The 25,932-nt window shown below is 65.2% G+C and carries 28 protein-coding genes; 4 read left to right on the forward strand and 24 right to left on the reverse strand.

Translation table 11 applies throughout. The annotated features are described in order from the left end of the window. Window positions 1-140: 140 nt before the first annotated feature. From hisA to gltX, 13 genes are all read right to left on the reverse strand, one after another. Window positions 141-869 carry a 1-(5-phosphoribosyl)-5-[(5-phosphoribosylamino)methylideneamino]imidazole-4-carboxamide isomerase gene (gene hisA / locus ACYVKM_RS10770; protein WP_460877579.1) on the reverse strand — a complete coding sequence of 243 codons (729 nt, stop codon included), beginning with the start codon at window positions 867-869 and terminating at the stop codon, window positions 141-143. Then, complete coding sequence (gene hisH, locus ACYVKM_RS10775; RefSeq protein ID WP_460877580.1) at window positions 866-1,456, reverse strand: imidazole glycerol phosphate synthase subunit HisH; 591 nt, start codon at window positions 1,454-1,456, stop codon at window positions 866-868. The genes hisA and hisH overlap by 4 nt, the downstream gene beginning before the upstream one ends. Next, window positions 1,453-2,520, reverse strand: a complete 1,068-nt coding sequence (gene hisB / locus ACYVKM_RS10780; protein WP_460877581.1) for a bifunctional histidinol-phosphatase/imidazoleglycerol-phosphate dehydratase HisB — start codon at window positions 2,518-2,520, stop codon at window positions 1,453-1,455. Before hisB ends, hisH begins: the two co-directional genes overlap by 4 nt. Window positions 2,521-2,617: 97 nt before the next feature. After that, window positions 2,618-3,691, reverse strand: coding sequence for a histidinol-phosphate transaminase (gene hisC, locus ACYVKM_RS10785; protein WP_460877582.1), 1,074 nt, complete (start codon window positions 3,689-3,691; stop codon window positions 2,618-2,620). Next, entirely contained in the window at window positions 3,688-4,995 is a 1,308-nt protein-coding gene (gene hisD / locus ACYVKM_RS10790) for a histidinol dehydrogenase (RefSeq protein WP_460877583.1), read from the reverse strand. Before hisD ends, hisC begins: the two co-directional genes overlap by 4 nt. 28 nt (window positions 4,996-5,023) lie before the next feature. Continuing rightward, window positions 5,024-5,917, reverse strand: coding sequence for an ATP phosphoribosyltransferase (hisG, locus tag ACYVKM_RS10795; RefSeq protein ID WP_460877584.1), 894 nt, complete (start codon window positions 5,915-5,917; stop codon window positions 5,024-5,026). Then, on the reverse strand, window positions 5,914-6,252 hold the full coding sequence (locus ACYVKM_RS10800) for a YerC/YecD family TrpR-related protein (RefSeq protein WP_460877585.1): 339 nt from the start codon (window positions 6,250-6,252) through the stop codon (window positions 5,914-5,916). The genes hisG and ACYVKM_RS10800 overlap by 4 nt, the downstream gene beginning before the upstream one ends. A gap of 311 nt (window positions 6,253-6,563) precedes the next feature. Beyond that, on the reverse strand, window positions 6,564-6,725 hold the full coding sequence (locus tag ACYVKM_RS10805; protein WP_007805033.1) for a 30S ribosomal protein THX: 162 nt from the start codon (window positions 6,723-6,725) through the stop codon (window positions 6,564-6,566). 67 nt (window positions 6,726-6,792) lie between these two features. Beyond that, window positions 6,793-7,728, reverse strand: a complete 936-nt coding sequence (locus tag ACYVKM_RS10810) for a cation diffusion facilitator family transporter (RefSeq protein ID WP_460877586.1) — start codon at window positions 7,726-7,728, stop codon at window positions 6,793-6,795. Between the two features lie 67 nt (window positions 7,729-7,795). Beyond that, on the reverse strand, window positions 7,796-8,230 hold the full coding sequence (locus ACYVKM_RS10815; protein WP_460877587.1) for a MerC domain-containing protein: 435 nt from the start codon (window positions 8,228-8,230) through the stop codon (window positions 7,796-7,798). 217 nt (window positions 8,231-8,447) lie between these two features. After that, the gene (locus tag ACYVKM_RS10820) at window positions 8,448-8,933 is read right to left on the reverse strand and encodes a transcriptional repressor (protein WP_460877588.1); all 486 of its coding nucleotides are present in this window, start codon (window positions 8,931-8,933) and stop codon (window positions 8,448-8,450) included. A gap of 56 nt (window positions 8,934-8,989) precedes the next feature. Continuing rightward, window positions 8,990-9,268: a hypothetical protein gene (locus ACYVKM_RS10825; RefSeq protein WP_460877589.1), complete on the reverse strand. Its 279-nt coding sequence runs from the start codon at window positions 9,266-9,268 to the stop codon at window positions 8,990-8,992. Window positions 9,269-9,302: 34 nt separating this feature from the next. After that, window positions 9,303-10,703 (reverse strand): glutamate--tRNA ligase, encoded by a 1,401-nt coding sequence (gltX, locus tag ACYVKM_RS10830; protein ID WP_460877590.1) that lies wholly within the window; start codon window positions 10,701-10,703, stop codon window positions 9,303-9,305. Window positions 10,704-10,787: 84 nt separating this feature from the next. On the opposite strand from gltX, the gene ACYVKM_RS10835 reads away from it, so the two are divergent. Continuing rightward, window positions 10,788-11,573 (forward strand): transporter, encoded by a 786-nt coding sequence (locus ACYVKM_RS10835; protein ID WP_460877591.1) that lies wholly within the window; start codon window positions 10,788-10,790, stop codon window positions 11,571-11,573. 9 nt (window positions 11,574-11,582) lie between these two features. On the opposite strand, the gene ACYVKM_RS10840 is transcribed toward ACYVKM_RS10835, so the two are convergent. After that, window positions 11,583-12,017: a DUF4399 domain-containing protein gene (locus tag ACYVKM_RS10840; protein WP_460877592.1), complete on the reverse strand. Its 435-nt coding sequence runs from the start codon at window positions 12,015-12,017 to the stop codon at window positions 11,583-11,585. 169 nt (window positions 12,018-12,186) lie between these two features. On the opposite strand from ACYVKM_RS10840, the gene ACYVKM_RS10845 reads away from it, so the two are divergent. Together ACYVKM_RS10845 and ACYVKM_RS10850 are read left to right on the forward strand one after the other, a co-directional pair. Beyond that, window positions 12,187-13,347 carry a glycosyltransferase family 4 protein gene (locus tag ACYVKM_RS10845; protein ID WP_460877593.1) on the forward strand — a complete coding sequence of 387 codons (1,161 nt, stop codon included), beginning with the start codon at window positions 12,187-12,189 and terminating at the stop codon, window positions 13,345-13,347. Next, the gene (locus tag ACYVKM_RS10850) at window positions 13,316-13,885 is read left to right on the forward strand and encodes a phosphatase PAP2 family protein (protein ID WP_460877594.1); all 570 of its coding nucleotides are present in this window, start codon (window positions 13,316-13,318) and stop codon (window positions 13,883-13,885) included. Before ACYVKM_RS10845 ends, ACYVKM_RS10850 begins: the two co-directional genes overlap by 32 nt. Window positions 13,886-14,366: 481 nt before the next feature. Here ACYVKM_RS10850 and accD read toward each other — a convergent pair whose 3' ends face one another. Genes accD through trpB form a run of 3 tightly spaced genes read right to left on the reverse strand, consistent with a single transcriptional unit; the run spans window position 14,367 to window position 17,295 of the window. Beyond that, window positions 14,367-15,236, reverse strand: coding sequence for an acetyl-CoA carboxylase, carboxyltransferase subunit beta (accD, locus tag ACYVKM_RS10855; protein ID WP_460877595.1), 870 nt, complete (start codon window positions 15,234-15,236; stop codon window positions 14,367-14,369). 50 nt (window positions 15,237-15,286) lie between these two features. After that, window positions 15,287-16,087: a tryptophan synthase subunit alpha gene (trpA, locus tag ACYVKM_RS10860; protein ID WP_460877596.1), complete on the reverse strand. Its 801-nt coding sequence runs from the start codon at window positions 16,085-16,087 to the stop codon at window positions 15,287-15,289. After that, window positions 16,084-17,295 (reverse strand): tryptophan synthase subunit beta, encoded by a 1,212-nt coding sequence (trpB, locus tag ACYVKM_RS10865; RefSeq protein ID WP_460877597.1) that lies wholly within the window; start codon window positions 17,293-17,295, stop codon window positions 16,084-16,086. The genes trpA and trpB overlap by 4 nt, the downstream gene beginning before the upstream one ends. A 125-nt stretch (window positions 17,296-17,420) precedes the next feature. Here trpB and ACYVKM_RS10870 point away from each other — a divergent pair, with 125 nt between their 5' ends. After that, the gene (locus ACYVKM_RS10870; protein ID WP_460877598.1) at window positions 17,421-18,311 is read left to right on the forward strand and encodes a LysR family transcriptional regulator; all 891 of its coding nucleotides are present in this window, start codon (window positions 17,421-17,423) and stop codon (window positions 18,309-18,311) included. A gap of 12 nt (window positions 18,312-18,323) precedes the next feature. On the opposite strand, the gene ACYVKM_RS10875 is transcribed toward ACYVKM_RS10870, so the two are convergent. The 7 genes from ACYVKM_RS10875 to ACYVKM_RS10905 form a co-directional block, all read right to left on the reverse strand. Beyond that, entirely contained in the window at window positions 18,324-19,358 is a 1,035-nt protein-coding gene (locus tag ACYVKM_RS10875) for a cupin-like domain-containing protein (RefSeq protein WP_460877599.1), read from the reverse strand. Then, window positions 19,355-19,996 (reverse strand): phosphoribosylanthranilate isomerase, encoded by a 642-nt coding sequence (locus tag ACYVKM_RS10880; protein WP_460877600.1) that lies wholly within the window; start codon window positions 19,994-19,996, stop codon window positions 19,355-19,357. The genes ACYVKM_RS10875 and ACYVKM_RS10880 overlap by 4 nt, the downstream gene beginning before the upstream one ends. Next, a complete protein-coding gene (truA, locus tag ACYVKM_RS10885) occupies window positions 19,993-20,775 on the reverse strand; it encodes a tRNA pseudouridine(38-40) synthase TruA (protein WP_460877601.1) in 783 nt (260 codons plus the stop codon). The genes ACYVKM_RS10880 and truA overlap by 4 nt, the downstream gene beginning before the upstream one ends. A gap of 109 nt (window positions 20,776-20,884) precedes the next feature. Next, window positions 20,885-23,284, reverse strand: coding sequence for a FimV/HubP family polar landmark protein (locus ACYVKM_RS10890; protein WP_460877602.1), 2,400 nt, complete (start codon window positions 23,282-23,284; stop codon window positions 20,885-20,887). A 164-nt stretch (window positions 23,285-23,448) separates the two neighbouring features. Further along, window positions 23,449-23,754, reverse strand: a complete 306-nt coding sequence (locus ACYVKM_RS10895; RefSeq protein WP_460877603.1) for a hypothetical protein — start codon at window positions 23,752-23,754, stop codon at window positions 23,449-23,451. 1 nt (window position 23,755) lies between these two features. Then, window positions 23,756-24,787 (reverse strand): aspartate-semialdehyde dehydrogenase, encoded by a 1,032-nt coding sequence (locus ACYVKM_RS10900; protein WP_460877604.1) that lies wholly within the window; start codon window positions 24,785-24,787, stop codon window positions 23,756-23,758. Between the two features lie 93 nt (window positions 24,788-24,880). Continuing rightward, window positions 24,881-25,876: a 2-hydroxyacid dehydrogenase gene (locus ACYVKM_RS10905; RefSeq protein WP_460877605.1), complete on the reverse strand. Its 996-nt coding sequence runs from the start codon at window positions 25,874-25,876 to the stop codon at window positions 24,881-24,883. Window positions 25,877-25,932: the final 56 nt, after the last annotated feature.

Here is a 25,932-nt window from a genome sequence, read left to right on the forward strand (position 1 = left end):
TCTTGATCTCAAAGTCAAAAGCTTTACTCCCTCCTCCCAAAAAGGGGATTCCCTTCGGTCACAACCTCCCCCTGCGACCGAAGGAAGTCCCTTTGGGGCAAGCAGGGGCAGGAGCAGAGCTGGCAAGCACGCGCTGATACTCATGCAACCAAGGCCTCCTGCACGGTGAAGCGTCCTTCCAGCAAGGCACGGCCGAGGATCACGCCTTGCGCGCCGGCCTCGCGTGCCGCACGGATATCTTCCAGCGAACGCACGCCACCAGAGGCCTGCACAACCAGCTGCGGCACGCGGTCGGCGAGGTGGCGGTACAGCTCCAGGTTGAAACCGGCCAGCATGCCGTCGCGATCGATATCGGTACACAGCAGATGACGCGCACCACGCGCGGCGTACCACGGCGCGAGCTCGTCCAGCGTGCGCGCCTCGACTTCGGTCCAGCCGGCACTGGGCAACGCCCAGCGGCCATCGATAAGGCGCGTATCGAGCGCGATGGTCAGCCGCTCCGCGCCGTACTTTTCCAGCCAGCCGGCGACCAGCTCTGGATCGCGGATCGCCACGCTGCCCAGTACCACGCGGCGCACACCCGCCTCGAACAGACGCTGGAGATCGGCCTCCTCGCGCACGCCACCACCGGCCTGAATCTGCATGCCGTCAGCCACGATGGTCTGGATGACGGCCAGATTGTCTAGGGCGCCGGAACGGGCACCGTCCAGGTCGACCAGATGCAGCCAGCGCGCACCGGCAGCCGCATAGCGCTGCGCCAGTTCGCGCGGGTCGGCCGCGTAGGTAGTCTGCTGCGCGTAGTCGCCCTGCTTCAGGCGCACTACCTGGCCGCCACGCAGATCGATCGCAGGGATCACTTCACAGTTCATAGCTTGAGAAAATTCTGCAGGAGCTTCGCGCCGACGGCGGCGGAACGCTCGGGGTGGAATTGCATGCCATGGAAGTTGTCGCGGGCGATCACAGCCGAGAACGCCTCGCCGTAGTCGCTGGTGGCAAGACTCCAGTCGCCCACCGGCACCGCATAGCTGTGCACGAAGTAGGCCTGATCGTCATCGCCCAGCCCGGCCAGCAACCGGTGCGGTTGTTTCGCACGCAGTTGATTCCAGCCCATGTGCGGCACGCGCAGGCCGGGAGCTTCGATGAAGCGGCGCACCGGCGCCGGGATCAGGCCGAGGCATGCGGTATCGCCCTCTTCCGAATGCGCGCACAACAGCTGCATGCCCAGGCAGACACCCAGCACCGGCTGGGTCAGCGTACGCATCAGTTCGACCAGCCCCAGCTCACGCAACCGTGCCATGCCGGGGCCGGCCGCACCGACGCCGGGCAGGACCACCTTGTCGGCGGCGCGGATCGTTGCGGCATCCGCGGTCAGCGCGGCATCCACGCCCAGCCGCTGCAGCGCATAGCGCACCGAGCCGATATTGGTGCCGCCCGCATCGACGAGGACCACGCTCATGACAGCGTGCCCTTGGTGCTGGGCAGCTCACTGCCCTCGCGACGGATCGCCTGGCGCAAGGTGCGCGCGACCACCTTGAAACAGGCCTCGACCATGTGATGCGCGTTGTCGCCCCGCACGGCCAGGTGCAGGTTCGCACCCAGCGTCTCGCACAGCGAACGGAAGAAGTGCGGCACCAGCTCGGTCGGCACCTCGCCCACGCGCTCGCGCGGGAAGCTGCCTTCGAACACGAAGTACGGGCGTCCGGACAGATCCAGTGCCGCGCTGGCCTGCGACTCGTCCATCGGCAAGGTGAAGCCGTAACGGCCGATGCCGCGCTTGTCGCCCAGTGCCTGCTTCAACGCCTGCCCCAGCGCCAGTGCGCAGTCCTCGATGGTGTGGTGCTCGTCGATGTGGGTGTCACCGTCGCAGTTCAGCTCCAGCGCGAAACCGCCGTGCTTGCCGATCTGTTCCAGCATGTGGTCGAAGAAACCCAGCCCGGTGCGTGCCTTCGGCTCGGCCACCTTGTCCAGATCCACGTTGACCGTGATGCGGGTTTCCCTGGTGTTGCGCACCACCGTCGCCGTGCGCGGTGCATCCAGCAACTGATGTGCCAGTTCGTCCCAGCTCACACCGAGCGGGCCAACGCGGAGGCCGCGCACACCGATGTTCGCGGCGAACTGCAGATCCGTCTCGCGATCACCGACCATCGCCGAGGCCGCCCGGCTCCAGCCATCATCAGCGAGGTAGTGGCGCAGCATGCCGATACCCGGCTTGCGGGTGTCCTTGCCCTCGTGCGGGAAACTGCGGTCGATCAGCACCTCACGGAAACGCACACCCTGCGAGGCGAGGATACGCATCAGCAATTCGTGCGGCCCGGTGAAATGCGGCTCGGGGAAACTGTCTGTACCGAGGCCATCCTGGTTTGTCACCATCACCAGCTCGTAGCCTGCGGCTACGAAGCGTTGCAGCGCAGCGATCACGCCCGGCAACAAGGTCAGCTTCTCGTAGCTGTCGATCTGCTGGTCGGCCGGCTCCTCGATCAGGCAGCCGTCGCGATCGACGAAAAGAATCTTGCGGCTCACCGGAATCTCCCCGCAGCAATGTAGGAGCGCACCCTGTGCGCGATTGGGGTGGCGGCGTCGCAACCTGGTTTTCGCGCACAGGGTGCGCTCCTACGGTTCACGCGCATGTCGCAACCTTCTGCAGGATGGCAAGCACGCGATCGTTTTCATCAGGCGTGCCGATGGTGATGCGTAGCGCGTCGCCAAGATTCGGATAACGGCGTACATCGCGCACCACGATGCCGGCGGCGAGCAGCTGTTGATATACCGCAGCCGCATCCTCGAAACGCACGGCCAGGAAATTGGCCTGCGACGGCAGCACCTCATGCACACCGGGCAGTTGGCGCAACGCTTCCTGCATCCGCGCCCGTTGATTGCGCACGATGGCGACGTGATTACGCGCATTTACCTGACCCCAGCCGGACAATGCGATCAGCGCAGCTTCCACGCATGGCAACGGCAGCGGATACGGCGGCATGATCCGCTTGAGCAGCGTGATCACCTCGGCATTCGCCAGCAAGGTTCCTATGCGCGCGCCCGCCAGGGCCCAGGCCTTCGACAAGGTGCGCAATACGGCGAGGTTGTCGTAGCGGTCGAGCAGGTCGGCCACGCTGGCGTCGCCAGCATCGGTGAATTCCACATAGGCTTCGTCCACCACCAGCAAGGCACTGCCGGCCAGCGCCTGCGCCAGTCGTTCGACACTCGCACGCGGTACCAGCTGGCCGGTGGGGTTGTTCGGGGTACAGATGAAGACCAGTTTTACCGCCGGTGTCATAGCGGCGAGTATCGCGTCCACATCCAGGGTGAAATCGGCCTTCAGCGCCACCTCGATCACGCCGGCATTCTGGATCCGTGCGCATACCGCATACATGCCGAAGGTCGGCGGCTGGATCAGGATCGCGTCTTCGCCGGCACGGCAGAACGCGCGCACCAGAAGATCGATCGCCTCGTCGCTGCCGCGGCCCACCAGCAGCTGCTCGCGGCGCACGCCGTAGAGCGCAGCCAGTGCTTCGATCAAGGCGGCTGGCTGCGGTTCGGGATAGCGGTTGCAGCCAAGGCCGTCGTCGCCGACCGGCGGCCACGCCGATTCATTCGCATTGAGGAACACCTGGCCACCGCTGGCCTCCATGCGCGCCGAGGAATACGGCTGCATCGCGCGGATTTCCGGTCGCGCCAGATCGAGCACGCTCATGACCGCGCCTCCAGTGCGGCCAACCGCAGGGTCACGGCACGACGGTGTGCTTCCAGTTGCTCGGCTGCCGCCAATGTCGCCGTGCACGGACCGATGTTGCGCAAGCCTTCTTCACTCACTTCCTGCACCGTGATCTGTTTCTGATAACTCGCCACCGATACGCCGCTGTAGCTGCGCGCGTAACCGTAGGTCGGCAACACGTGATTGCTGCCGCTGCAGTAGTCGCCTACCGATTCGGGAGTCCATGCACCCAGGAAGATCGAACCGGCACTGTCGATGCCATCCAGCAAGGCGCGTGGCTCGGCCACCTGCAGGATCAGATGCTCGGGCGCGTAGCGGTTGCTCACCGCGACTGCCTGCGCCAGCGAATCGACGGCGATCGAGCGACTCTGTGCCAGCGCCTTCTCCGCGATGTCGCCACGCGGGAGTTCGGCACATTGCCGATCGACCTCGCTCGCCACCTGGTCCAGCAGTGCCGTGGAAGGACTCAGCAGGATCACCTGCGAATCCGGCCCATGCTCGGCCTGTGACAGCAGATCGGCGGCGACGAAGGCCGGATTGGCCTGCGCATCGGCAATCACCAGCACCTCGGACGGACCGGCCGGCATGTCGATCGCCGCACCCTCCGGATCGGTGGATACCTGCAGCTTCGCCTCGGTGACCCAGGAGTTGCCCGGGCCGAACAGCTTGTCGCAACGGGGTACGCTCGCCGTGCCATAAGTCATCGCCGCGATCGCCTGGGCACCACCGAGCTTGAATACCTTGTGCACGCCGGTGACGCGCGCGGCATACAGTACCGCTTCGTCGCAGGATCCGTCGGCGCGTGCCGGCGAACACAGCACCACCTGACGGCAACCGGCGATCTGCGCCGGGATACCGAGCATCAGCGCGGTCGACGGCAGCGGCGCCGTGCCAGCCGGCACGTACAGGCCGACACGACTGATCGGACGCAGGATCCGTTCCACCCGCACGCCGGGAGCGGTATCCACACCCACGGGCTGCGGCGCGGCGGCACGGTGGAACAGTTCGATGCGCGCGGCCGCTTCGTGGATCGCGGCTTTCAGGACCGGATCGAGCGAGGCTTCGGCCGCAGCGAATTCGGCCTCGTCCACTTCAATCGCGTCCAGTGTGCAGCGATCGTATTTCGCACTGAGTTCCCGCAGTGCGGCATCGCCACGCTCGCGCACGGCAGCGATGATCTGCTCCACGCCACGACGCAGCTCATCCGCACGCGATTGTGCGGGCCGTGCCAATGCCTCGCGTCGCGCGGTCTCGTCCAACGCATTCCAGTCGATACGGTTCATGCCAGCCTGCTCTTCATGCCAACCTGCTTCATGCCAGCATCTTCTCCACCGGCAGCACGTACATCTCGCGCGCACCGGCCTTCTTGATCTCTTCCAGCTGCCGCCAGCTCACCTCGCCGGCGCACAGCGCCTGCAGCATCAGCTGATCCGGCTGACCGGCGACCGACAGCAGGGTTGGTTGTGGCCCGCCCGGCAGCAGCCGGGTGACCGCCTCCAGCGTGTGGCGCGAGGTCTGCAGCAGCAGCAGGCGCGACTCGCGCACCTGGATCACGCCATCCAGCCGCTTCAGCAGCAGCTCCAGCATGTCGCCGCGCTCGTCAACCGGCAGCGTCAACGGACCCGCCAGTACCGCCTCACTTTCCAGCAGCACTTCGGCCTCGCGCAGCTGGTTCGCGACCAGGGTGCCGCCGCTCTGCACCAGGTCGCAGATCGCGTCCGCAGTGCCCAGCTTCGGCGCGATCTCGACCGAGCCGGCCAGTGTCACCACACCGGCATTCACGGCATGCGTGCGCAGCCATTCGCCGAGCAGGCCGGGATACGAGGTGGCGATACGCCGGCCTTCCAGTTGCTGCGGCCCGTGGTAATCCAGCTCCTGCGGTACCGCGATGGACAACCGGCAGCGACCAAAGCCGAGCGGACGCAGCTCGCTGAGTGGTGCCAGTTCGCGTCCCGCGGTGAGCTGGAATTCGCTCAGCACATTGCGCCCGACGATGCCGAGGTCACATACGCCTTGTGCGATCAGCCCGGGGATGTCGTCATCACGCACCAGCAACAGATCAACCGGCTCGCCTTCGCCGAAACAAAACAGCTTGTCGCGACTCTGCCGGAAAGTGAGTCCACAACGGTTGAGCAGTTCCAGCGCCGGCTCGGTGAGCCGGCCGGATTTCTGCATCGCAATGCGCAAACGGTCGCGCGTCTTCATGCCTTCGCCTTCTTCGCCGCCAGCGATTGCCGCCGCGCTGCACGTGCTGCCGCGGCGAGATAGCCGCCATTGCCCTGGTTGAGATAGCGCGCCACCCGTCCGATGGTGGTGATGCTGACCGCGGTGCGCTCGTGGATCTCCCGGTAGGCAATGCCCTCAAGCAGGTACGGCACCACCCGCCAGCGGTCCACCAGCACCTCCAGCTCGGCCGGTGTGCACAGGTCGCCCAGGAAGGCCCTCATCTCGTCGGCGTTCTTCATCGACAGCAGCGCCTCGCAGAGGCTCCGCTTGGCCGACTCGTCGGTGGTTTCAGGATCAAGTGATCGACGCTTCATAATGTACTAATGCATTAACACAATAGATCGCATGATACACGGCATGCGGCAGCGCGGCAAACCTGCCATCGCTGAGTGTCGATCGGCGTTCAGATTGCGGTGTCTGGAGCGTACTGGACGACCATACCAGGCGATTCGTAGCGAATCCGCAGTGTTACGAACACAGGCATGGCTCGCGATAGCCGGCATCACGGGCACGCCGCGGCAATCCAGGGATATCCGACCAGGTTGTCCAAACATCCGGCCCTTGATTCCAGTAAGCAAAAACCCCCGCCGAGGCGGGGGTCTTCATCAGTCCGGTGCGGGCTGGCTCAGGCCGATTTCTTCTTCGGCGCAGCCTTCTTCGCGGCGGCCGGCTTGGTCACCGTCGGCTTGGCGCCAACGACGGCCGGCAGCGCGCCGTGCGCACGGGTATTGCCGTAGCTGCCGCGGTAGGTCTTGCCGCGACGGGTCTTGCGATCGCCCTTACCCATGGGAACTCCTTGATTTATTGGATGAACGGCCGTCAATGATAGCAGTGCGCGACCCATGCAGCCAGCATCAGGGATGGCCGTGCCCGGCGCAGTCGATCTGGTCAGGGCACTCGCCCGGATCGATCTGGACGGTGACATGCTGGATGCCGAAATGATCCAGCAGCATATGCTTGATAGCGCGCAGGGCCTGCGCGCTATCGGCAGACTCGTACAGCTCGGCATGCAGGGTGGCCATGCGCGAGCCCGATGCCAGCTGCCACACATGCAGGTGGTGCACGTTGCGGATCGACGGATCGGCACTCCGCAGCGAGGCTTCGACCGCCGCACTGTCCATGCCGTCGGGCACACCTTCCAGCAGGATGTGCGCGGACAGCCTCAACAACCGCCAGGCGCTATTGAGGATCAGCAACGACACCAGCAGCGACAGCACCGGATCGGCCCACAGCCAGCCGAACCAGCGGATCGCCAGCGCAGCCAGCACGGCGGCAACAGAACCAAGCAGGTCGCCCAGCACGTGCAGGCTCGCGCCGGCGAGATTGACGTTGTCATGCGCATGCCCGTGCAGCATGCGCAGCACCAGCAGGTTCACCAGCAGGCCGATGACTGCTACCACCAGCATCGTCCCGGACAGGATCTCCCCCGGATGCAGCAGCCGGGTGATCGCCTCGTAGATGATCCAGCCGACCAGCACGAACTGGCTCAGCGCATTGACGAAACCAACCAGCACTTCCATCCGGCCATAGCCGTAGCTGCGTCGCGCATCGGCCGGTCGGGTCGCCATCCACGCACCGACCAGGGCCAGCAGCAGCGCCAGGGCATCGACCATCATGTGGCCCGCATCGGCCAGCAACGCGAGCGAACCGGACAACGTACCGCCGACCACCTCCGCTACCAGCATCAAGGTGGTAAGGACGAACGCAGTCAGCAGCTTGCGACTCGGACGCTCGTCCGGCGTGGCATGTTCGTGCACATGCGGGTGGTCGTGGGAATGGATATGCGACATGCTCATCCGCACATGCTAGGAACGGCAGCCGCCGTTACACAATCACCCCACACCAGCCACACGCGGTTCAATGCGCGCATTGCGGGCCATGTACATGGTCATGGCCGTAACGACGGTCGCTGCGCAGATTGACGAAATGTGCACTGGCCACCAGCAGACCGCCGCATGTCACCAGCACGCTGTGCAGGATGATTGAATAGTGCTCGGCATAGGTGACGCCGAGCAGCAGCAGAATCAGACCGGGCGCCGCCAGCAGCAGCGGCAGAGCGATCTGGTGGCGACGGTAACCGCGGACCATGGCAAGCAGCGCCAGCGTGCAGGCAAACAATACGAAGCCACGCTCGAAACGTTGATCGGCCAGAAACTCCAGACCAATGAAGGGCAACAGCGCCAGCACGAACGGCAGCAGCGCGCAGTGGATCGCGCACAGGAACGAAGCCGTCGCGCCGATGCGATCAGCGACACGCCACCAGCGGGATTTGTTCGCCTGCTCGGAGTCCATCGACCTATTCTGGCACCGCCAAATGTGGCGGCTCATTAACGCCAGTCCGCGACATGTTACTTTATAACATTGTGGAATGCCACCGCAGCCAGCCGGCCACCATCCTGCGAAATCCGCCTGTACGGCATGACCAGCCTTCCGGACATCAACGGTCCGCTTCGGGCGCGCCATACAACACCGTTGTCAACCACGTGCAGCCTGGATCCAGGCAACCGGATCAGGCCTTGCGGCAGTTCTTGCAGGTGCCGTGTACTTCCAGCGTCTGCGCCTGCGGCCGGAAACCGAATGCCTTGGCTTGCGCCTCGATCAGCTCGGCCACTCGTTCATCGCAGACCTCCTGCGCGCTGGCGCAGGTATCGCAGATCAGGAACGGCACCTGATGCGCCTCGGCCGGATGATGACAGGAGACGAACGCGTTGATCGATTCCAGCTTGTGGATGAAGCCATTGTCCAGCAGGAAATCGAGTGCGCGGTAAACCGTGGGTGGCGCTGCATTGCCGTGCTTCTCGCGCAACAGATCGAGCAGGTCGTAGGCCTTGATCGGCTTGTGCGCGGCGGCAATCAGTTCAAGCACTTCCTTGCGCAACGGGGTGAGACGCAGACCGCGTTCCTCGCTGGCATGCTCCACCGCGCGCACGAAACCCTTCGCATCGTGATGATGCGGGTGGTGCGGATGCGCATGGTGGGCAGCGTCGTGGCTCAAAGGTTTCACCTCTGTGATGAATCATACACTTCCGTCTGCAGTGCACCGTGACGAAGTCACCGCCTCAGCGGCGGCGGTCTTGCAGGTGGCTGGTGCAGGGGTCTTGCAAGTATCACCACCCAGCCGATCGGACCCAGCACCAGGGCCCATACGATGCCTTCCGCCAGGCGACCACGCCACCAGCCAAGCAACGCGCCCACCACGATGAACAGCAGGTTCCACCAGAACATGGCGGCCCACGGCAGCAGATTCAACAGATTGATGAAAACATGCCAGAACGCGCCTGGTGCATCGAGGTCGACGCCCTGGGTAGCCTTGGCGAGCAATTCGTCCATGCCGTGCTAGTACGTCATCGACATGGCAGCGGGATCAGCTTCGGGCCAGTTCGACGGCAGCATCGATGCGCTTTAGCGCCTCGCCACGACCGGCCAGATAGATCGTGTGATCGATCGACGGCGATACCTGCGTGCCGGTCATCGCCACGCGCAGCGGCTGGGCGATCTTGCCCATGCCGAGCGCCAGTTTTGCCGCTACCTGCTCGATCACCTGATGGATCGGCTCGGGCTTCCATTCGCAATCGGCCAGCAGCGTCTTCGTCTCGGCGAGCACGGCCACGGCACTGTCGTTCTTCAGATGCTTGGCCACCGCCTTGTCGTCCCATTCGGCAATCGGCGCGTACCAGATCTTCGCGCGCTCGGCCATTTCCTTCAGCGTATGCACCCGATCGCGCAGTGCCACGATCACGTCGACCGGAGCCGGGCCGTGCGCGATGTCGATGCCGGCACGCGCCAGATGCCAGGAGAACTCCGTCGCCAGCGTCTGCGGATCATCGGTCTTCAGGTAATGCTGGTTGAGCCACGCCAGCTTCTCGGTATCGAAGCGCGAAGCCGCCTTGTTGACGTCGGCAATGTCGAACAACGCGATCATCTCCTCGCGCGAGAAAATCTCCTGGTCGCCATGCGACCAGCCCAGCCGCACCAGATAGTTCAGCAGCGCATGCGGAACGAAGCCGTCGGCACGGTAATCCATCACGCTGACCGCGCTGGTGCGCTTGGACAGCTTCTTGCCTTCCTTGTCGAGGATCATCGGCAGGTGCGCGAACTCTGGTACCTTCGCGCCCAGTGCGTGATAGATGTTGATCTGGCGCGGGGTGTTGTTGACGTGGTCGTCGCCGCGGATCACCTCGGTGATGCCCATGTCGATGTCGTCGACCACCACGGCGAAGTTGTAGGTCGGCCAGCCGTCGGAGCGGAAGATCACCAGATCGTCCAGCTCGCTGTTCGCCCACTCGACCCGACCCTTCACCTTGTCGTCGAACACCACCGAACCCTCGGTCGGGTTGCGGAAGCGGATTACGCGATTGGGATCTTCACGGAAAGGTTCGTTGCGATCGCGGTAATAGCCGTTGTAGCGCGGCTTCTCGCCCTTCGCCATCGCGGCCTCGCGCATCGCCTCGATCTCGTCCTTGCTCTCGTAGGCGTAATACGCCTTGCCGGCGGCCACCAGCTCATCGGCGACCTGCCTGTAACGCTGCAGCCGCTGGGTCTGGTAGAACGGACCCTCGTCATGGTTCAGTCCCAGCCAATGCATCGCATCGAGAATCGCCTGCACGGCGGCATCCGTCGAACGCTCGCGATCGGTATCCTCGATGCGCAGGATGAATTCGCCGCCGCGCCGACGCGACTCCAGCCAGCAGTACAGCGCAGTGCGCGCACCGCCGATATGCAGAAAACCGGTGGGGCTGGGGGCGAAACGGGTACGGACGGTCATGGGATCTTTTCGAAAGGTCTGATTTTGGAAAGGTTATGAAGCGAAGTGATGGATTTTAGCCGATACCAGGGGCGGAACCGACGCATGACGCAGCGGGCACACCGTGTTTTGTACTTCGCACCACTTGTTGCGCTGCTGGGCTGGCTCGGCATCGCCCTGCCCGCGCTGGCCGACAATCCCGGCTACGACCGTCCCGGCTATGGTTTCACGCCGGTCGTGCTGGGTGCCGGCGACATCACCGTCGAGCAGGGCCTGCCGGACTGGAACCGCGGGCAGCAGGATGGCATCACCAGCTCGCAGTTCAGCGCCGACAGCCTGTTCCGTATCGGCATCGGCGGCCCGCTGGAGCTGCAACTGGGCAGCTCGGTGTGGAACTCGCTACGGCAGACCGGTGTCGGTACTGACTACCGCAGCCAGGGGCATGGCGACACCGTGCTGGGCCTGAAGCTGGCGCTGCCCTCCCCGGACCAGGCCTTCAGCTGGGGCCTGCTGGGCAGCGTGGAATTCACCGATGGCGCGAAAGCGTTTCGTAGCGACCGGCGCCAGTATCTGCTGGGTGCGCAGTTCAACCTGCAGGTGGACGATCGCAATTCGCTGGGCCTGTATCTGCAGAACGTGCGCAGCGGTGGCGCAGACAGCACAACCATGGCATTCAGCGACAACTACACGCTGGGCAAGACGCTGACGCTGTATGCCGAAACCGCCCTGCTGCACACGCCAGGTCAAGGCAGCGGTGCGGTTGCCGGAGCGGGACTGGCATGGATGCTCACGCCGCGCGTGCAGTTCGACATGGGTTTCGATCGCCGGCTGGATGGGATCGCTCCCGCCTGGCAAACCAATCTCGGTGTCTCGGTCTACTTCGGCCGCTGATCGTCAAGCTCATTTGACGTGGACGGTGATTTTCTTCGACACCAGTGGTGGATCGAACGGCACATGGCTGGCGTCACCCAGTTCCAGCTGCAACGTATGCGTGCCGGGTTTCAGTTTCAGCGTGGCCTCGGTCTGGCCACCACCGAAATGGAGGTGGTTGGAGTCCTTGGGAATCGGCTGGCCGGCAGGCGGCAGCTCCTGCACGTCGACCAGCAGGTGGTGATGGCCGGTGTTTTCCTTGGCGACGCCAGCCGGCGCCACGCCCATGCCCTTGAGGCCGAAACGCACGGTGAATTCCTGGCCGACGGTGGCGCCGTCGCGAGGCGTGATGATGTAGACCTCGGCGCCAGCGGGAGCCTTGGTAACCGGCAGCCCGGGAGCATCGGCGGCCATCACGACAGCAGTCAGCCCGGTCAGGGCTAGAGCAAGCAGGATGCGTTTCATCAGCGATCTCCATGTTGAACGGGCCCGGCCCATGCAGGCGCCCTTATCTTCCTGAAACACCACTGTCATGTCGACCGCGCCATCGCGGGCGTCACTGGGGCGTCATCCACCCGCCACACCGCAGCAACGCCATCCGATCAAGCTGTGCCAAGCCAGCACAGGTATCGTCATGCGCATCGGCATTGTCAGTGAAACCTATCCACCGGAAATCAACGGCGTCGCACTGACCGTGCACAGCCTCGCCGCCGGTCTTGCCGCGCGTGGCCATAGCGTGGACCTGATCCGCCCGCGCCAGCCACAGGCACACCGCGACGAACCCGGCATCGAGGTACTCGATGTACGCGGCGGCGCCCTGCCGCGCTATCCGGGACTGCGCTTCGGCCTGCCTGCCGGCCGCGTGCTGCGCCGGCATTGGAGTCTGCGGCGCCCCGATGCGGTCTATGTCGCCACCGAGGGCCCGCTGGGCTGGTCGGCCATTCGCACAGCCGCGCGGCTGGGCATCCCCATCAGCAGCGGCTTCCATACCCGCTTCGACAGTTACGCCGACCATTACGGCCTGGGCCTGCTCACGTCCGTGGTACGCGGCTATCTGCGCCGCTTTCACCAGCGCGCTGCCGCCACCCTGGTGCCGACCGATGCCCTTGCACAGGAGTTGCACGCCATGGGCATAACCAACGCCCGGCTGCTGCGCCGCGCGGTGGACACGAAACTGTTCCATCCGAACCGGCGCGATGATGCCTTGCGCGACAGTTGGAGCGTCGATGCCGGCACGCCGGTGGTCCTTTACGTCGGGCGCATCGCGCCGGAAAAAAATCTGGAACTGGCGGTGCAGGCCTTTCGTGCGATCCAGCAACGGATACCGCGGGCACGTTATGTCTGGGTCGGCGATGGCCCGGCACGCGCCGCTCTGGAAGCGGCACATCCGGACTTCATCTTTGCCGGCGTGCAGCGCGGCGAAGCGCTGGCGAAGCATGTCGCCAGCGCAGACCTGTTCCCGTTCCCCAGTCTCAGCGAAACCTTCGGCAACGTGATCCTCGAAGCACTGGCTGCCGGCCTGCCGGTGGTGGCCTATGCCGAGGGCGCGGCACGCGAGCATCTGATCGATGGCGTCAACGGCTACTGCATTCCGTCAGGCGATACATCCGCTTTCATCGACGCGACCACGCGACTCGCCAGCAACCCGGGCCTGATCCGGCACATGGGCCGCGCTGCTCATGCCGGCGTGGCCGGGCTTTCGCCGGATGCCGTGATCCGCGACTTCGAAATCCTGCTGCGCGAGATGGCCGAGGAGAACCAACATGAGCACATTGCCGCCGTTGCACACGCCTGAGCTTTCGTCGAGCTTGCCGCGCCTGGCACTGGATCGACGAGTTTGTGTGGCAGCCAACCGCTGGGGTGCGCGACACGCGGTCGGATGGTTCTTCGGCGGCATCAGCCGGCTTGGCGATGGCATGTTCTGGTATGCGTTGATGGCGGCGCTGGCCATGGTCGGCGGTCAACGCGGACTCATCGCCGCCGTGCACATGGCCGCCACCGGGCTTGCCGCGCTGCTGCTTTATCGCCTGCTGAAGCGCTGGACGCAGCGGCCACGTCCCTATCGTGTCTGTCCCGGCGTGATCGCTCACGTGCCGCCACTGGACGAGTTCAGCTTTCCGTCGGGACATACCTTGCAAGCGGTAGGCTTCACTATTGTGGCGTTGGGCTGGTATCCGCAACTGGCACCGCTGCTGATCGGTTTCACCACGCTGGTCGCCGCCTCGCGGGTGATCCTCGGCCTGCACTATCCCAGCGATGTGCTTGCGGCGATCCTCATCGGCAGCGGTCTGGGCAGCTTGTCGCTGATGCTGCTGCCCTTGCTGCCGCGATGATTCGCAGCGACCGTGCTGCTCAGCATTTGCGCACACTGTCGCAAGCACCTTTGGCGTCAGGCAGATAGCCTACTTGTCCACAGGCTTTACCGGTGGCGTTCCACAATCGCTGTGGATTACTACGCCCGGAACTGACAAACGCTGCTCAGAATTTCAGCACGCCGTGCCAACTGTCTGTCGGCAAAGGGACTGAGCGATGTTGTCCACAAGCTTTCACGGACGAAGTACACAGATGCTGTGGAAAACCTTGTCGCCGAACACGACGATAGGCAGCTGCCATGCGTCGTATTCGAATGGCACGCTTGCGCAATTTCTGATCAGCGCGTAGCAAGTGCCTGATCGACAAGCGGTGGACGCGGCTTGTCCACAGGCTTTACCAGCCAGCGTCCACATCGATTGTGGAAAACCCGCACGCAAAAATCCGCCGGCGAAAACGACGATGCCGCCCGAGGGCGGCATCGCTTCCTGCACCGGTGCAGCATCAGGCTGCGCGCGATGCCCTGGTCAATATGCCGAGCAGGTCGGCCAGCTTGTCGCGCATCTCGCGACGATCGACGATCAGGTCGAGTGCGCCATGCTCGACCAGGAACTCGGAACGCTGGAAGCCTTCGGGCAGGGTCTCTCGCACGGTCTGCTCGATCACGCGTGGACCGGCAAACCCGATCAACGCCTTCGGCTCGCCGATGTTGATGTCACCGAGCATCGCCAGGCTGGCCGATACGCCGCCGGTGGTCGGGTTGGTCAGCACGCTGATGTACGGCACACCGGCATCGCGCAGGCGTGCCAGCGCGGCCGAGGTCTTGGCCATCTGCATCAGCGAGAACAATGCCTCCTGCATGCGCGCGCCGCCGGTGGCGGAGAAGCACACCAGTGCGCTCTTGTCGGCCAGCGCGCGCTCGGCGGCCCGCGCGAATTTCTCGCCAACCACCGAACCCATCGAACCGCCCATGTAGGCAAACTCGAACGCCACCGCCATCAGCGGACGGCCCTTGAGCCTGCCGCTCATCGCGACCATCGCATCCTTCTCGCCGATCTTTTTCTGGGTGGAGACAATGCGATCGCGATACTTCTTGGAGTCGCGGAATTTCAGCGGATCGGTGGGTTCCAGACTGGCCCACAATTCCTGCGTGGAACCTCCATCGAGCAAGGTGTCCAGGCGCATGCGCGCACTGATGTAGTGATGATGGCCGCACTTGGGACACACCATCAGATTGCGCTCCAGCTCCGGCTTGTACAGCACGGTGCCGCAACCGGCGCACTTCTCCCACACGCCCTCGGGCACCGAACCCTTGCCGCCGTTCGTGTTCTGCGGGCGGGTGCGCGGGTTCATGATTTTCTGCAGCCAATTCATCGCATCACCTGGTTCTTCGTGAGCGTGCAGCCTACGGGCGGCACGTGTTCTCAATGCGCATCGAGCGCGGCGCGGATCGGCGCAAGGAACGCACGCGCCCGCACGGTCATCTCTTCGGCATCCACTGCCCCGGCCAGTCGTTCGACCAGCGCACTGCCAATCACCACCGCATCGGCAAAGTCCGCGATCGCCCTGGCACTCGCCGCATCGCGAATGCCGAAGCCCACTGCCACCGGCGCCTTCGCATGCGTGCGGACATCCGCCACACGTGCCGCTATGTCGCTGGTACTCAAGTGTGCCGCACCGGTAATGCCGGCGAACGAGACATAGTACAGGAAACCTTCGGCCGAACCGCACAGCTGCGCCATACGCGAGGGTTCGGTGGTCGGCGCGGCGAGCAGGATCTGCTGCAGTCCGGCGTCGCGCAACGGCCGCAGCACGGCCGACTCCTCCAGCGGACAGTCGACCAGCAACACACCGTCGACACCAGCCTGCACGGCCTCATGGGCGAAGCGCGCATAGCCGTGGATCTCGACCGGATTCAGGTACCCCATCAGCACGATCGGCGTCTCCGCATCGCGCTGGCGAAACGCAGCAACCCACCCCAATACGTCGGACAGCCCCACACCCTTCGCAATCGCCCGCTCGCTGGCATGCTGGATCACCGGGCCGTCCGCCATCGGGTCGGAGAATGGCACGCCCAGCTCGACCAGATCGGCGCCGGCATCGACCAGTGCATGCATCAATGTCACCGCATGTTCCGGCGAAGGATCACCCGCAGTGACGAACGGAATCAGCCCGGTGCGACCGGCAGCCTTCAACGCGGCGAAACGGCGATCGATGCGGCTCATACTTCCACTCCTTCACGCGCGGCGATCGTATGCACGTCCTTGTCGCCACGGCCGGACAGGTTGCACAGCACGATGCCGTCCTTCGGATACTCGCGCGCCAGCTTGATCGCCTGCGCTACAGCGTGGCTGGACTCCAGCGCGGCGAGGATGCCCTCCGTGCGTGCCAGCAGATGGAACGCTTCCATCGCCTCGTCGTCGGTCACCCCGACGTAGTCGGCACGGCCTGCATCCTTGAGGAACGCATGTTCAGGTCCGACACCCGGATAATCGAGCCCGGCCGAGATCGAATGCGTCTCGGTGATCTGACCGTTGTCGTCGCACAGCACGTAAGTGCGGTTGCCATGCAGCACGCCGGGCCGGCCAGCCGCCAGCGAAGCCGCGTGGTGCCCGGTCGCGATACCCTCGCCCGCCGCCTCGGCGCCGACGATGCGCACCGCGCGATCGTTCAGGAACGCGTGGAACAGCCCGATCGCGTTGGAACCGCCGCCGACGCAAGCGGTGAGCACGTCCGGCAGCCGGCCGTACTGTTCCAGCATCTGCGCACGCGCCTCGCGCCCGACGATCGCATTGAAATCGCGCACCATCAGCGGATACGGATGCGGACCGGCGACGGTGCCGATGATGTAGAACGTGTCGGCGACATTGGTCACCCAGTCGCGCATCGCCTCGTTCAGCGCATCCTTCAACGTCTTCGAACCGGAGGTCACCGGCACGACTTCGGCACCGAGCAGCTTCATGCGGTAGACGTTGATCTTCTGCCGCTCGATATCCACCGCGCCCATGTAGACCACGCATTTCAGACCCAGCCGCGCGGCCACCGTGGCGCTGGCCACGCCGTGCTGACCGGCGCCGGTCTCGGCGATGATGCGGGTCTTGCCCATGTTGCGCGCGACCAGGGCCTGGCCGACCGTATTGTTGATCTTGTGCGCGCCGGTGTGATTCAGGTCCTCGCGCTTGAGCAGGATGCGCGCACCGCCGACATGCTGCGACAACCGCTCGGCGTGATAGATCGGACTGGGTCGGCCGACGTAGTGTTTCAGGTCGCGATCGAGTTCGGCGATGAAGGCAGGATCATCGCGCAGGCGCAGGTATGCCTCGGTCAGTTCGGCCAGCGGTGCCATCAGCGTCTCGGCCACATAGCTGCCGCCGTAGTCGCCGAAGCGACCGTGCGCATCGGGCCAGGCGTGGAAATCGTCGATTGTGGGCATGGCCGTCACTCGTATTTGGAAACCATTGCGGCGCGCGCCGCGACAAGGCGCTCACCCTAGCGCAGCGGCACGTCCGGCAAAAGCGATAAGATTGCCGCCACCTGTCAGGAAAACTCACAGATGCCATGACCCGCGAACTGCCCTCGCTGAATGCCCTGCGGGCCTTCGAAGCGGCGGCACGCCTGGAAAGCGTGAGCCGCGCCGCCGTCGAGTTGCACGTGACCCACGGTGCGGTGAGCCGGCAGATCCGTGCGCTGGAGGCCGAGCTGGGCGTGCCGCTGTTCGGCCGCGAGGGTCGCGGGCTGATGCTGACTCCGGCAGGCCGCCAGTTGCGCGACGGCGCCGCCAGTGCCTTCGCGCAACTGCGCCAGACCTGCGACAAGCTGCGCCAGGAGTCGAGCCAGGCTCCGCTCGTGCTCGGCTGCACAGGCAGTGTGCTGGCGCGCTGGGTGATTCCGCGACTGGAACGGATGGGCCGCGACCTGCCCGACCTGAAACTGCACCTGTCCGCCATCGGGGAACTGCCCGCGCCAGCCCTGCCCGGCCTGGACGCCGCCCTGCTGCTGGCCGAGCCTCCATGGCCGACGGAATGGCAGGTACACGCACTTTCCCCGGAGCGGATCGGCCCGGTGCTCAGTCCGCGCCATCCGCGCTACACGGCCCTGCGCAAGGCCAGCATCGATGCGCTGTGCAAGGAAGCGTTGCTGCACACCGCCTCGCGACCGCAGGCCTGGCCGGCATGGGCGCGTGCGCAGCGCATCGCCACCGGCCGACTGCACTACGGGCAGTCGTTCGAGCATCTCTACTATCTGCTGGAAGCGGCGGTGGCCGGCCTCGGCGTGGCGATCGCACCGCAGCCGCTGGTGGCCGATGACCTCGCCGCCGGGCGGCTGGTGGCGCCGTGGGGCTTCAGCACCACGCCAGCGAGCTGGGTGCTGTGTGCGCCGAAGCGCGCCGGCGATGCGCGCCTGGCCGCACTGATGAGCTGGCTGCAGCGGGAGCTGGCAGAAGCCTGAAGCCGAACCGCGTCAGAGATTCAGGCGCGCGCCTTGCTTCAATTGCTCCACCGTTTCGGGCGTGAGCGGGCCGAGCACGCCACGACGGTGTTCGGGGATGTGCGCAATGGCCTCTTCGTCGCCAAACACGTAGTGGTCCAGCAGGTTCTTCCAATTGGCCCGCTCGGCAGGCGGCAGCGCGCGGAAGGCGAGCAGGCAGTGGTACAACGCGGCCCGCGCATGGCCGGTGTGGTAGCCGGGAACGTCGACCGGACTCCACCAGTAGTTCACCAGCGCGTTGAGCAGCTCCAGCGACTCGACGTTGTGCCACCACAGGGGCGGCATATAGATCGCATCGCCCGGATGCAGCTCGGCCACCTGTGCGGCCGCCAGCGCCAGTTTCAGGCGTGGGTAACGCGGATCGTCCGGCTGGTCCAGCCGAGCCATGCTGATCGCCGCGCCGGTGGGCGCGAAATCCAGCGGGCCGATGTAGAGATTGGGCAACTGTTCCGGCGGGAACAGCGTGAAGCGACGCGTGCCGCACACCACGCAGGCGATGTTGTGCTGCGAATCGAAATGCGTGGGTGTGGTGACCCGGTTGCCCATCCACAGGCGCGGCTCCACGCTTGGGTCGAGGAAAGGCAGCGCATGCTCGGCGAGGAATCCGGGCAGGCAATCGCGGATCGGCGCGCTCTGGATCACCAGTCCGGGGGCGTTCTCGCGCCGGCTGTAGCTCGCCAGCCGCTGCAGGCCGAGGGTGACCGGCACCTTGAAGTGCTGGTAGCTGAGGTCGCTCATGTCCGCCGCGTAGCCGATGATGCCGTCGGCTTCCGGCGCGACCATCAGGGTGCTCACGTCGGCACCGTTGTCCAGCTCCGCCAGCCGCTGTGCGAACGCGGTGTCCGACTGCCGGGCCAGCTTCACGATGGGCCAGTCGCGCACCAGGCCGCGGATCACCAGTGGGCGCTCGCGGCCCAGCACGTCGTCGAGGCCAAACGGACGATCGCCGTCGGCGTGATATTCCTCGATGGCGGCTGGCGCGGGAATCGCGCCGGAAAGTTCGCTCATGACTGCCCTTCCGTCTTGTCCGCGGCGCGCACGGCCGCCATGAAATCCACCAGCCTGGTCGCATCCTTGATGCCCGGCGCCGACTCCACCCCGCTCGCCACGTCCACGGCCCACGGACGCGCGGCGCGGATCGCCGCACCCACGTTGCCGGCATGCAGGCCACCGGCAAGCAACAGCGGCTGCACGGAATCGTGCGGCATCAACGACCAGTCGAACGACTTGCCGCTGCCACCCGCCTCGCCTGCCGCATGGCCATCCAGCAGCAGGCCGGCGGCATGCGGATAATCGTGCAGGCGCGGCAGCCCGACCGCTCCGCCACCCAACGCGATCGCCTTCAGGAACGGATGGCCAAACTGCGCGCACCAGTCGTCGGACTCGCTGCCGTGGAACTGCAGCAGCGTGGGCCGAACTTCATCGAGCACCCTATGCACCTGATCCGCATCATCGTCCATGAACAAGGCTATGGTAGCGACGAACGGCGGCATTGCAGCCACGATCTTTCGCGCCTGTTCCAGTGTCACCTGCCGCTTGCTGTGCGCGGTCAGCACCACGCCGATCGCATCGGCACCGAGCCGGGCAGCCAGCCGTGCGTCCTCGACGCGGGTCATGCCGCAGCATTTGATCCGTGTCCGCGTCATGGGCCAGCTCCAGGCAGGCAGACTTCCGGCGGCAGGCCCCAGTAGGTCTCGTAACGTGGGCCGACAAAAGTCAGCCCCGTGGCCGGTGCAGTCGGCCCGGCTACCTGGCGATCGCAGCCGGCCAGCAGTCCACCCAGCCATTCGACCGGTTGTTCGCCGCGACCGATCGGCAGCAGCGAGCCCACGATGTTGCGCACCATGTGATGCAGGAACGCATTGGCCTCGATGTCGACGAAGACTTGCTCGCCATCGCGCCGCACGTTCGCGGCCAGTACCGTGCGACGCGGATGCACCGCCTGGCAGGACAGCGCGCGAAACGCGCTGAAATCATGCTCGCCCAGCAGGGCCTGCGCCGCCCGGTGCATGCGCTCGGCATCCAGCGGTAGCCGTTCCCAGGTGACACGACGAGCATCCAGTGCCGCGCGTACTGGACGATTGAGGATGTGATAACGGTAACGCCGGCTGCGCGCGGCATAGCGCGCGTGGAAGCTGTCCAGCACCGGCTGCGCCCAGAGCACGGCCACACTGGCAGGCAGGTTGGAACAGGCGCCAAGCACCCAGCCACGCATGTCGCGCACCGCTTCGGTATCGAAATGCACGACCTGGCAGCGGCCATGCACGCCCGCGTCGGTACGCCCGGCACAGCTGACCTCGACCTGGTGCGCGGCTACCTTCGACAGTGCCTGTTCCACCGCTCCCTGTACGCTGGCATCGGCTTTCAGGCGCTGCCAGCCGGAAAAATCGGTGCCGTCGTACTCGATGCCGAGCGCAATACGCATGAGGTTGTGCAAAGGGCCGTTGAAAGACAGCGAAGATTAGCAGCCCGCCAATGAAATCGGGCCGGCAAGGCCGGCCCGATTTCATTGCGCGTACGGTGCCTGAGCCGGCTCAGTGCAGCGTATCCAGCAGGCGTTTGGCGACGTCCCGCTGCATCTGGCTGCCCTCCTTCATCACTTCGCTCAACATGGCACGTGCGCCGTCGGCGTCTCCCATATCCACGTAGGCGCGGGCCAGATCGAGCTTGGTATCGACCGGATCGTCGTTGAACTCGCCCAGGTCGCCGCCATGGTCGTCCATGTGATGCGTGTTGGCTGCGTCGTCGAAATGCCAGTCCGACGTTATCTTGGCAGCCGGAGCCTCGTGCATTTCCGGCGCATGCGTATCCGACACCAGCGGCGCCATCACCGTGGCATCGTCCGCGGCTGCAGGCTTGTGTGCTGCGGTATCCGCGACAGCGGTCGGATGGGTCAGGTCGAAATTGAAGCTGTATTCACTGACCTTCTTCGGTGCCTGTGGTGGCAACGGTGGCGGCATTGACGGCGTTGCCGCCGGCGCGCCGTCGTCGGCCGCATAGTCGTCAATATCGAACGCGCGGCGGGCCTCGGCTTCCTCATGGCCCGGCAATTCGGGGTGATGGTCGAACAACGGATGACCCGGCACCAGATCCTCACCCATGTGCACCACGTCCTGCCACTCGTCCTGCTGCGGGTCGGTGATATGGGCATGCATCGCTTCGGCCGCTGCCTCGAAATGCTCGACGTCGCGCCGCGAGTAGTACAGGGTGACCAGTTCCAGATGCAGGCCGATGTCGTCCGGATGCTCGGCCAGCTGGTCGAGCAACTCCTCCTGATCGACGTCGTCGCCACCGACGAGACCTTGCCCGGCTGCAGGCGCGGTGCCGAAACGGTCGGCCAGCGACGCGGCGGATTTCGCCCCCGCCGCCGCCGCGGGCTTGCGTCGGCGACCGAGCAGAGCCAGCAGGAGCAGCACCACGATCGCGCCAGCGCCGGCCGCCCAGGCCCATGTCTGCATGTACCAGGGTTGCTCGACCACCGGCGCTGGCCTCGGCGAGGCAACGTGCTTGACTGCCGGCTTGGCCACGGGTGCGGCAGCGCCGGCCGTGGATGCGCTGGCTGACGCGCTGGAAGCGGCGACCGCCGGGGCCGCCGTCACCGCGGTAGAGCCCGTGGCGGCAGGCGCCACGCTCGTGCCAGCGGTCGAGCCAGCTGGCGCGGCTTCCGGTTTGGCCTGCGACGAAGCAGCTGCCACGCTGGCACTCGTTGTGGGTTTGGCTGTCGTTGCAGCGGCGCCTGCCAGTGCCGCCGCAGGCAAGCCGGCCGCCTTGCGCGCGGCTGCCAGCTTGTTCTGCAGTTCGGCAATCTCGCTGTCCTTGAGCGACAGCAAATGCTCGTTCTTGCTGTTGATGTCCGTCAGATCCTTCAGACGGGTCTTCAGATCAGCTCCCTGCTGCTGCAGGCTGGCCAGGCTTTCCTGGGTGCGCAACAGATCCTGGCGCAGGCTGGCGGCGGACTTGTCCCCCTTGCCCTCGGCATTACCACCACCTTGGGTTCCGCCCTCCTTGACGTCCTTCGCGGGTACCAGCGCAAGGCGGTCCCCGCCGCCGGCAGAGGTGTTGCCAGGTGCGCTGGAAGCGGATGCGCGGGTCGCGGTATCGGCCACGATGGCCGGCTTGGCCGGGGTGCCGGCACGCCAGTCGCTGTTCTGACGACGCACTTCGGCGACGGCCGCGGCGATCGTCATGGCCTGTGCTTCCGCGGAGGTCGGCACGCGCAGCACGGCGCCGCTCTTCAACGCATTGATGTTGTCGTGGTAGAACGCATCCGGGTTGGCCTGCTTGAGCGCCAGCATCATCTGCTGCACGTCGACACCGCTCGGCGCGGTGCTGCGGGCGATCGAGGACAGGGTCTGGCCATGCTCGACCGGGCCATACTGGCCATTGCCGGCGGTGGCTGCAGCTGGCCCAGGCGAAGCTGCATGCGCCGGCTTCGGCGCAGCGGCGGGGGCAGCAGTAGCGGACCGCCTCGACGCCACGGGCTCGCTCCTGCGCTCGACACGGGTCTGTGCAGCTGCGGTGGCGGCCACGCTGGACGTCCCTGGCGGATCCAGCAGGATGGCGAACTCACGTACGCTCTTGCCGGCGGCACGGCTGTTCACCTCGATCAACAGATCGAGATAGGGATCGTCCACCGCCACGCTGCTGGTGATGCGGATGACCGGATGATCGCTGCCGGCATTGGCGACACTGAAATGCAGCGGGATCGCGGTACGTCCGCCAGTGATGCCTGCCCGGGCGAAATCCTCGCTGGATGCCAGCTGGACTGTGAGATTCTGCAGCTCCGCCGGGCTGGCCGGATGCAGCGGAATTTCCGCCAGCAGCGGCTGCCCCAGCGCCGACTTGACCTGGATCTGGCCAAGATCGAGCGCCAGCACCTGGCTGCTGCCCAGTGCCAATGCCATCAACATCGACAACTTCAACGAACGATTCATCGCGTGCTCCCCCGAACGATCCCTGGCGCCATTCTTGGTGTTGCCGCCGTGACGGCTGCTGCCCAAACGAGCTGCCACTTTAGTTATATGCAGGCCAATCAACAATAGCCGGGACGAATACTTGCAGCGCATTGCTGCAGCGCGTTCTCACTGCAGCGCCACCTTCAGTGCTGGCTGGCCGGCGGCCTGGCATGAAGCGCCTCCAGCTGCTTCTGCAGCTCGGCGATCGCCTGATCCTGCTGCTGGAGGCGCTCGCTGGCCTGTTTGCTGTCCGATTCCTGACGGGCGACATCCTGCTCCAGCCGCTTCACTTCAGCCTGGTGCTGCGCTACACGCTGCCGGGCCTGGCGCACCGAGACCTGTGCCGGATTCCGTGTATCGGCCTGATGCGACGGCGGCTGCTCGTCAACCGCCCGTGCTGTCGTGACGACCATGAACCCCGCCAGACCCATGAGTAACCAGTAACGCATCTCAGAGATAATCCTCGATCAACAATTCGGCGATCTGCACCGCGTTCAGCGCTGCACCCTTGCGGATATTGTCCGACACGATCCACAGGTCCAGCCCGCGCTCGTGCGAGATGTCCTCGCGGATGCGCCCGACATACACCGCATCGTTACCGGCCGCCTCGCCCACCGGGGTGGGGTAGCCGCCCGGCTTGCGCTCGTCCACCAGCACCACGCCCGGCGCCTGCCGCAGCAACTCGCGAGCCTGTTCGGCGGTGATCTTTTCGCTGGTTTCGATGTGCACCGCTTCGGAATGGCCATAGAACACCGGCACGCGCACGGCGGTCGGATTCACCTGGATCGACTCGTCCTCCAGGATCTTGCGGGTCTCCCACACCAGCTTCATTTCTTCCTTGGTGTAGCCGTTCGGCTGGAAGTCGTCGATCTGCGGGATCACATTGAACGCGATCTGCGCGGGGAATTTCTTGCCCGGCTCCACGCTTTGGAAGTTCAACAGCGCCGCCGTCTGCTTGCCCAGCTCCTCCATGCCGGTGCGGCCTGCTCCGGATACCGACTGGTAGGTGGCCACGTTGATCCGCTCGATCTGCACCGCGCGATGAATCGGTGCCAGCGCCACCAGCATCTGCATGGTCGAGCAGTTCGGATTGGCGATGATGCCGCGGCGGGTGTAGTCGGCGATCGCGTGCGGATTGACCTCGCTGATCACCAGCGGGATGTCGTCCTGGTAGCGGAACTCCGAAGTGTTGTCGATCACCACCGCGCCGGCCGCCGCTGCACGGGGCGCATGCACCTTGCTGACCGAGCCACCGGCCGAGAAGAACGCGATGTCGACACCTTCGAAATCGTAGGTATCCAGCAGCTGCACGGTGATGTCCTTGCCACCGAAGCTGACCTTGCCGCCAGCCGAACGTTCGCTGGCCAGCGGCACCAGTTCGCTGACCGGGAAATCGCGCTCGGCGAGAATCGCCAGCACCGTCTCGCCGACGGCGCCCGTCGCACCGACCATTGCCACCTTGTAACTGCTCTTTTTGCTCATGATCCGCTTTCGATGGGGAGGGATGGCACACGCCTACATCGCGTGCAGAAAATCCAAGTATACGTCTGGACGGCTAGGCGGCCATATGTCTTGTCAATGACCCAGCACTTCCGGGTTGATCGGCGTCGGCGGATGCCCGGCCTGCGGCCCGCAGCCCAGCGCAGCGATCAGATTGTCGGCCGCAAGAGTGGCCATGGCGCGACGCGTATCTTCGGTGGCGCTGGCAATATGCGGACTCAGCACGACATTCTCGAGCGCGAGCAGGTCCGCATGCACCGCCGGCTCACCCTCGAACACATCCAGCCCGGCCGCGCCGAGCCGCCCTTCGCGCAGCGCTGCTGCCAGCGCGGCATCATCGACGATGCCGCCACGGGCGATGTTCACCAGCACGGCGCGGCGCTTCATCAGCGCCAGTTCGGCGGCACCGATCGCGTGGCGGTTTTCCGGCGTGAACGGCAGCACCAGCACCAGGTGGTCGGACTCGTGCAGCAGGGTCGACTTGTCGACATAGCGGGCGCCACAGGATTGTTCCAGCGGCTCCGGCAGGCGATGCCGGTTGTGGTACAGCACCGGCATGCCGAAGCCCTGCGCACGCCGCGCGATCGCCTGGCCGATCCGGCCCATGCCGAGGATGCCCAGTGTCTTGCCGTGCACGTCGACACCGAGCCAGTCGTCGAACCGCATGCCATGCCACTGCCCTGCGCGCAGCCAGCGCTCAGCCGCTCCCATGCGACGCGCGGCAGCCAGCAGCAAGGCCCAGGCGTAATCGGCCACGCTCTCATTGAGTACCTCGGGCGTGTTGCTGGCAATGATGCTTGCACGAGTAATCGCGGGGATGTCGAGATTGTTGTAGCCGACACCGAGGTTGGCGATCGCCTTCAGCCGGTTGTTGTCCTCGAGCACGGCGGCATCGACGCGGTCATTCAGGCCCAACAAGGCACCGTCGAATCCGGCCAGGATCTTTTTCAGTTGCTCGGTGGTGCGTTTCTGGTCGGTGCTCTCCGCCACCACCTCGAAATGCTGATCGAGCTTCGTCACGATCTCGGGGAAAAGTGGCCGTGACACCCATACCCGCTGCTGCTTGCTCACCTTGCTGTCACCTCGTCGATGGGGGATGGATCGCGTGCAGCCACAGTACGTGGCGG

The organism is Rhodanobacter koreensis (genome assembly GCF_054782855.1).